9 protein-coding genes are annotated in these 7142 nt (G+C 39.2%); 3 read left to right on the top strand and 6 right to left on the bottom strand.

The genetic code is table 11. The features are described 5' to 3' along the window. Together ACRCJ0_RS07875 and ACRCJ0_RS07870 are read left to right on the top strand one after the other, a co-directional pair. On the top strand, positions 1-142 hold a 142-nt coding region (locus tag ACRCJ0_RS07875), incomplete at its 5' end, for a DUF1722 domain-containing protein (protein WP_431390104.1). A gap of 504 nt (positions 143-646) precedes the next feature. Then, entirely contained in the window at positions 647-1375 is a 729-nt protein-coding gene (locus ACRCJ0_RS07870; RefSeq protein WP_431390103.1) for a tryptophan-rich sensory protein, read from the top strand. Between the two features lie 309 nt (positions 1376-1684). Here ACRCJ0_RS07870 and ACRCJ0_RS07865 read toward each other — a convergent pair whose 3' ends face one another. From ACRCJ0_RS07865 to ACRCJ0_RS07840, 6 genes are all read right to left on the bottom strand, one after another. Next, positions 1685-1903, bottom strand: coding sequence for a hypothetical protein (locus tag ACRCJ0_RS07865; RefSeq protein WP_048729869.1), 219 nt, complete (start codon positions 1901-1903; stop codon positions 1685-1687). A gap of 84 nt (positions 1904-1987) precedes the next feature. Continuing rightward, a complete protein-coding gene (gene tsaD / locus ACRCJ0_RS07860; RefSeq protein WP_431390102.1) occupies positions 1988-2998 on the bottom strand; it encodes a tRNA (adenosine(37)-N6)-threonylcarbamoyltransferase complex transferase subunit TsaD in 1011 nt (336 codons plus the stop codon). 28 nt (positions 2999-3026) lie between these two features. Then, positions 3027-3521, bottom strand: a complete 495-nt coding sequence (rimI, locus tag ACRCJ0_RS07855) for a ribosomal protein S18-alanine N-acetyltransferase (protein ID WP_431390101.1) — start codon at positions 3519-3521, stop codon at positions 3027-3029. A gap of 3 nt (positions 3522-3524) precedes the next feature. Continuing rightward, positions 3525-4148: a ribosomal protein S18-alanine N-acetyltransferase gene (gene rimI / locus ACRCJ0_RS07850; protein ID WP_431390100.1), complete on the bottom strand. Its 624-nt coding sequence runs from the start codon at positions 4146-4148 to the stop codon at positions 3525-3527. Continuing rightward, complete coding sequence (tsaB, locus tag ACRCJ0_RS07845; protein WP_431390099.1) at positions 4117-4875, bottom strand: tRNA (adenosine(37)-N6)-threonylcarbamoyltransferase complex dimerization subunit type 1 TsaB; 759 nt, start codon at positions 4873-4875, stop codon at positions 4117-4119. The genes rimI (ACRCJ0_RS07850) and tsaB overlap by 32 nt, the downstream gene beginning before the upstream one ends. A 294-nt stretch (positions 4876-5169) precedes the next feature. Next, complete coding sequence (locus ACRCJ0_RS07840; protein ID WP_431390098.1) at positions 5170-6603, bottom strand: MFS transporter; 1434 nt, start codon at positions 6601-6603, stop codon at positions 5170-5172. 272 nt (positions 6604-6875) lie between these two features. Here ACRCJ0_RS07840 and ACRCJ0_RS07835 point away from each other — a divergent pair. Then, a partial coding sequence (locus ACRCJ0_RS07835) for a VOC family protein (protein WP_431390097.1) occupies positions 6876-7142 on the top strand: 267 nt, incomplete at its 3' end.

Genomic DNA, 7142 nt, shown 5'->3' with positions numbered 1-7142 from the left:
TGGCAAGTTTAAACGTAATCAAGAAAGACTACAAAACCAAGAAATATCGATTATACAATTCCGTCGATACTTGAATCAATTACTGAAAAAGTACCCAAATCCATATTTAGCTGACAGTATTTACTTCAGGCCATTCAAATAGCCACTTGTGATAGGAAGATGATAATAAAAATGACAAAACATGTAATCGTAGTTGGGGCAGATATAGACGGTATATCCGCTAGCCGATTAGGACATGCAAGCCATTAAGTAGATATCCACGAGAAAAATGATTAACCAGTTGGTAAGATGCCCCAATCCAAAAAGGATGATGATATCTTCAGACGTTTCAGAAATTATAATTGAAGGAAAACACGCTACACACCGGAAGATTTCAAAAGTAAATTTAATGTATACCATGGAGCGACTTTTGGCTTAGGATCTTCTTTGGAGCAAAGTAATCACTTTAGGCTATCTTTAAAGCAAAAAAAGGGCAACAATTTATACTTTGCTGGGTCAAGCAGCCCTCCAGTTGCCGGTGTAGCGATTATACTCTCCTCATAAAAAATTACTGCCGATGAAGTCATGTTGGATGATGGTATAAAACCCTCCTCATCATCAATTGTTGCAACATTACTATAGAAACTAAATTGAAAGGAAGATATTCATGAAAAAATATACCCAATGGCCCGTAATTTATCTCATCGCATTTGCTGTAATGATTTTTCTAAATTACTGGTCTGCTACTAATGTTGGGATTGTCGCAAATCAAGACCCTGCACTCATTCAACCTGCCGGCTACGCTTTCTCCATTTGGGGAATCATATACATATTCACTTTTATTTGGATCATTCGCTTATTCTTTAATCGACAACAAGCGCAACAAGTAGTAGATAGATTAAGTTTTCTGCCTGTTATCAATTTCTTACTGAACGGTTTTTGGATTATTGCATTTACCCAAGAATGGTTGCTTGTTTCTACAATCATTATTGCTTTATTACTCATCAACTTAGTCAGCATATATACAAGATTATCGGATATAAATAGCCGACACTGGCTTGATCGTTTACCATTCTCTATTTACTTTGCTTGGGTAACTGTTGCAACAATTGTCAATATATTCACCTGGTTTATCGGTGCTGATATTGATTCTTTCATTGGACTTTCCGAGTTATCTTGGACCAATATCATGCTAGTGGTAGCTAGTCTATTAATGGGTTACATCGCCTTTAGATATAAAGACATTGCCTTTCCATTAGTATTCACTTGGAGTTATGTAGCGATTTTAATAGAAAATCAGTTTAACTACGTTTCTTTAGCGGTTGTCCTTATCATCTGTATCATTGCACAGTTGGCTAGTGCCAGTTTATTGATGAAACAGCACCTAAGCAAATAATCACCTAAATTAAAAAGCTCCCTAAGTGCACGCTTAGAGAGCTGAGACAAAAAGTATTCGCGGTTAGCAGATGGACCTGGCTAACCTTTTTTGTGCATCCCAACAACAAACGACACACCTAGTATAAACCGGATGCAAGTAATGCTAGGCATGGTTAAATTGTAATTGCTAGCTAGGGTGATTTACAAGTGAAATGTTTCACATTTGTAATATAAGCCCTTTTTATCGCCTTCCCTACAAGGTTTTTACAAAAAAAAGCACATTTCTGTGCCTTTCATTTAATCATCTTAGAAAAAATATAGTCGCTTCCTAAAGACTAAAGGCCCAGTATAAAAAGACTAATCCTGTTATTACAGCAATAATCAAAAGAAAGATAATAATGTCAACGAAAGTATCCCTAGGATTATCACGAATCCGATCTGGTTGTTCTTTAAACCGCTCTTTTCGTCGTTGCCTAGCAGAAAGTTGTTCTAGGCGATTTCGGTCTCCATGTTTATCTTGCGCATTCATTTTTCTTCTATTAAACATTGCCCCACCGCTTTCTCTTTCTCACTCGATTATAAATTGCCTTCTATCTATAAAGAAAACTTACCTTACTTCAAAATATTCTACCTATGATAAGCTCATACCTGGTTTAGCATCCAAAGCTAAAGAAGCAAATTGCTGTGTTTGGTATAAAGACTCCGCTGCAGCACCTATCATCGCCGCATTGTCACCGCAAAGGCTTAATGGCGGGAACTGTAAGGTGACTGGACGATCTAACCCTTCAACTGCTGCGGTTAATTGGCTACGTAAACCTTTGTTGGCTGCTACACCGCCTGCAACTAGTAAATGGTTGATTTCTGGGTATTGGTTTAAGGCAGAAATTGTCCGACCCACTAATTGATCAAGCGCTGCTGCTTGGAATGAAGCTGCTACATTGTTCATATCAAGCGTTTCATTCTTTTGTTTGGCATTATGCATATGGTTGATTACAGCAGACTTTAAGCCTGAAAAAGAAAAATCTAATGTATCTTCTCCCTTCATAGCTCGCGGATATTGATAAACATCTTCTCCTTCATGAGCCATCTGGTCAATGATTTTCCCACCTGGGTAAGGCACTCCGATGACACGGCCGATTTTATCGTAAGCTTCTCCTACAGCATCATCACGCGTATCTCCAATTGTTTCAAAATCATTTTCTCCGCGCATAATAACTAGTTCAGTATGACCACCGGATACAACTAAAGCCAACAATGGATAAACCATTGGTGAAATCAGTTGATTGGCATATATATGACCAGCCATATGATTAACCCCGATTAAAGGTTTTTGATGAGCAAATGCTAAAGCTTTTGCTGCCGTAACCCCAATTAATAATGAACCGACTAGGCCGGGTCCTTGGGTTACTGCGACAGCGTCCACATCTTCCCAGGTCGCGTTACCTTCAGTCATAGCTAGGTCGATGATTTGGGTAATTTGTTCTACATGATGACGGCTAGCGATTTCAGGTACTACACCGCCAAACCGCATATGACTTTTTATTTGACTTGCGACAACATTAGACCGCATATCTGTCCCGTTCTGGACGATGGCAGCGGATGTTTCATCACAAGAAGATTCGATTGCTAGTATTGTTGCCATAGCAAAATGGCTCCTTTCAATTTGTTTTTCAGATTTTATCCACTAAATTTCGTTGATAAATAATAGCGTCGTCTAAGTCTACAGGATAATAGTTGGGACGACTAGCAATTTGTTTGAAGGCTAGTTTTTCGTATAGTTGTCGCGCAGCTTGATTACGGCTCCGGACTTCAAGGGTCACTAGTTTACCTTTATTTTGGGCAAAATAAAGCAAAGCCTCTTCAAGCAACCGGTAGCTAAGTCCTTGTCTACGGTAATCAGGCAATATGGCAATATTGAAGAGCTCTACCTCATCAAAAATCAATTGAAAATGCGCTAGTCCAACAATCTCTAAGTTTGCTGGATCGCGCATAATAAAGAAATGATGGTATGGGTTATGGAGACTTGCATCAATGGCTTTTGCTGACCAAGATAAATCCGTTGAAAAGGCTTGGTGTAGGCTAGCGTGGAGATCAGTAGCCATTTTGCCTAAATCTTTAGAATCTTGAGTTTTAGCCCAATGATAGTCTAGATGGTCGATTTGCACGGGTTACACTCCTTCAACGACTTCGATTTGCTCGACGTTAATTAGGGGCGCTAACCGCATTTCGAAGGCATCTTCGTCGTTATCTGAGTAATAATTCTCTTTGGTATCACTTTCGTAAAATCCAAAACGTTGATAAAAACGTTGTGCACCGTGGTTGGAGGCTCTGACTTCAAGGGACATAGCGTTGCGGTCGAGCTGTTTGGCACAGTCGATGGCCCGGTCCAGTAAGGCGGTCCCGATACCGATAGATTGGTAATCTGGATTTACGACTAAGTTTGAAATATGGACATCCGTCCGGTCACGGCGACAGCCAATAAAGCCTACTAATTCTTCACCTAAGAAGGCTTGGATGTAATAGGTGTTAGGATTTTGGGTCATATCATACAAGAAGTCACGTGCTGTCCAAGAAACGACTTGATGGTAAGCGCGATATTCAACATCAACCATTTGATGAATCACTGTCGTATCTTGCACAACAAAAAAGATAGATTGTCCACCTGGTAAGGCGATTGATTGTTTGTCTAATGTTAAATCAGCTACTAGAGATTTTTTCATGGTAAATAACACCTGTCGATTAAAATTTTTGAAAAATGCTTTAATTTGTTCTCTCCACGTACGTGCCTTCATCTGCCTTAGCCTCCTCAGGATTTTGAGCGACCCAGTTTTCTTCAGCTTCTGATAATTTTGCGTAATCCGGAATAAATGTCTCGACGTCCACTTGTTTCAGTGGTAGCGCGCCTAAATGTCCTGCATGTATTAAACCAAATTCATTTGGGAAAATGATTGCCCGGTCGCCAAATTGGGATTCAATGTCTTGGCGGAAGGCTTCAATATCAGGGCTGACAAAATTCAGCGGTAAGCTTTGTAAGTCCGGATTGTCTTTTAAGTAGGTCTCAACCTGGTCTAAAAACTGGATAAATTGGCCGTGTGATGTTGTGAATAGTGGCGTAAAACGGTTGCCTTCTCTAAGGTAAACAGTCGCAAAAGCCGTCTTTCTTCTGGCATCGATGAATGGGACGATTAAAGCTGGGCCACTTGTTGCTTGCACGTTGCCCGCTAACGCCATCAAGGTTGGTAAGGTAAACAGGGGAATGTTTAGCGTGTTGGCCATGGTTTTGGCTGCTGTTACCCCAATCCGCAATCCTGTATAAGAACCCGGTCCCTCTGTAACAACAATGCCTTCAAGGACAATTGGTTGCCAACCGATTAGTTTGAACATACTGTCAATTAAAGGGAGCAACTGGGTTGAATGTTTAATTTTGGTATTGGTGGTCGTTTCTGCCACAACCTGGTCCCCATCACGTAGGGCGACGCTAAGAGCTTGAGTTGATGTATCAATTGCTAAAGTTTTCATAAAACCACCTTTTTTAAATTTGGTCGAGTTCGACTCTGGCACCCTGACGTCAGATCTCGCACCCTTTTTAGTTGAGCTCGCCAGGGCAGACAGGTGTCCGCTTCAGAATAGTTTGTTTCACACTTTGTGTGATACGGCACTATTCTTCCATCGTCTCCTGTCTAAACGCCCTGTCTCACATCCTTTTTCTTAGTATATCAAATTCTACCTTTTAAATGTAAAAACAATTGACGTTCTTATAGCTTTTACCCTATTTGAACGTCAATTGTTTTCATTTTTATTTGAATTTAAGGATTAACCATTATCAATTGTATGACCTAGGTCTTTTTGCATTTTGTGGTAGTCTTCTTTTGAGATGTTGAACACTAATAAGTAAGCAATGAACACCAAACCAAATCCAAATAATGGGAATAGGATTGACATGTTGTAAATTGCACCCACATTTGATGCGGTCCAAGTTGCTGCATTATTCAACTCTAATGAAGGTGCTGCGAATGCAATTAATAATGGTACGGCTGCAGATGAGAATGCTGTACCGATTTTACGACAAAAGATATATGAAGAATATAACGATCCGTCTGAACGGAAGCCTTGTTTCCATTCGTTGTAGTCAATTGCATCTGAAATCATTGCCCATGATAATAATTGGAAACCGAATGTAAACATATTCGCGACTGCCATCAAACCAATCCAAAGGTAAACATTTTCCACTGGGAATAATAACATTGTTCCGTAGATTACCAAGGTACCAATTAAAGGTACGATGATGACTTGGCGTTTACCAAATTTACGTACAAGTGGTGTAATCATTAATACCCCAATCGCTAAAGGTGCGATTTCAATGAGGGTGAACCATGAGAATAGCGATCCGTCGTTGTATTTAACTTGTAAAGTCATCTGGTGTAATTGTGATGCAGAGTAGATAAATATCGTTTGAGCGGTACCAGCAATAATCTGTGCAATTAGGGCGCGGTTTGAGAATAATGTTTTGAACGTTTTGAAGATTGACGGTTGGTTTTTGATTTGTGCCATATCTGGCTGTACACGTTCTTCTACATTTGAATATAACAAGAAGAATGAGATTAAAGCGACAACCCCTAAACCTAACATTACTGGGAACATTAATTGCCCTTGGAATTGTGATACGACTTGACCGTCGACTACTTTATTTTGATATACGATTAACGGAATAATCGCTACTGGTAATTTGGCAACCCCAGCACCAATTGAACGTGCTGTAGAAAGCTTTGTACGACCTTCAGATGAGTCAGTTACTACTGAGTTTAAAGTACCATAAGGGATATTTACTAAAGTATAAGCAAAGTCCCAAGCCACATAAGAAATGGCACAGACAGCTAATTTCACACCATAACTCATTGAACTGGTGTCAAAGTACATAAAGGCAGAAATAATTGCTAGTAAAGGTCCGCCAATTAAAATAAAGGGTTTATAGCGATTCCCTTTAAAGGGTTTAATGCGGTCAGAAAAATAGCCAATTAATGGATCATTCACCGCATCAAAGACACGTGTCAGAATCATTAAGGCCGCAAAATGTGTCGCCTCAATACCAATATAAGACATATAAAAAATTGTCAGGTAGTAAGTTACGACTGAGTAACTCAGATTACAGCCAAAGTCTCCAAAGAAATAACCAATGATATCACGGAAACCAAAGGGACGTTTATAAGACGCTACCATCGTCGTCGAATTTTCGTACGAGTTGCTCATTCTATTCCTCCTATAAGTACCATGCGTTTTTTCTTCACATTGTAACAAGCTTATTCTAACAAATAATGTTAAAGTTTTTGTTAATTATCATAACTTTACCTAATCTTCACAATGCATCCGGCCATAACGGAAATGAAATCAGCTTATACCATAAATTTACTTGATTCGAATTAGAAATGATGCTACACTTATCTTAGATATTAATTCGAATTAGAAATAAAAAATATTACCCTTCAATAAATTATCTATATACCCAACTAGGAGGAAGTATTATGACAGAAACTATTCAAAAACTACATCATATCTCAGCTATTGTTGGTGCCCCTAACCAAGTATTGAAATTTTATCGCGATATCCTAGGTTTACGTCTGGTTAAGAAAACACTCAACTATGACGATCCTTATACTTATCATTTATATTTTGGCAATAATGAAGCTGATGCTGGTACAATCATTACCTTCTTCCCTTGGGAAAATGACCGCCTTGGTCAATTAGGCGATGGTCAAGTAGCAACTACTTCTTTTGCTATTCCAGCTGGT

Source organism: Aerococcus sp. L_32 (assembly GCF_050689315.1).
The sequence above is the reverse complement of the archived record's forward strand: the minus strand, read 5'-3'. Positions and strand labels throughout refer to the sequence as shown.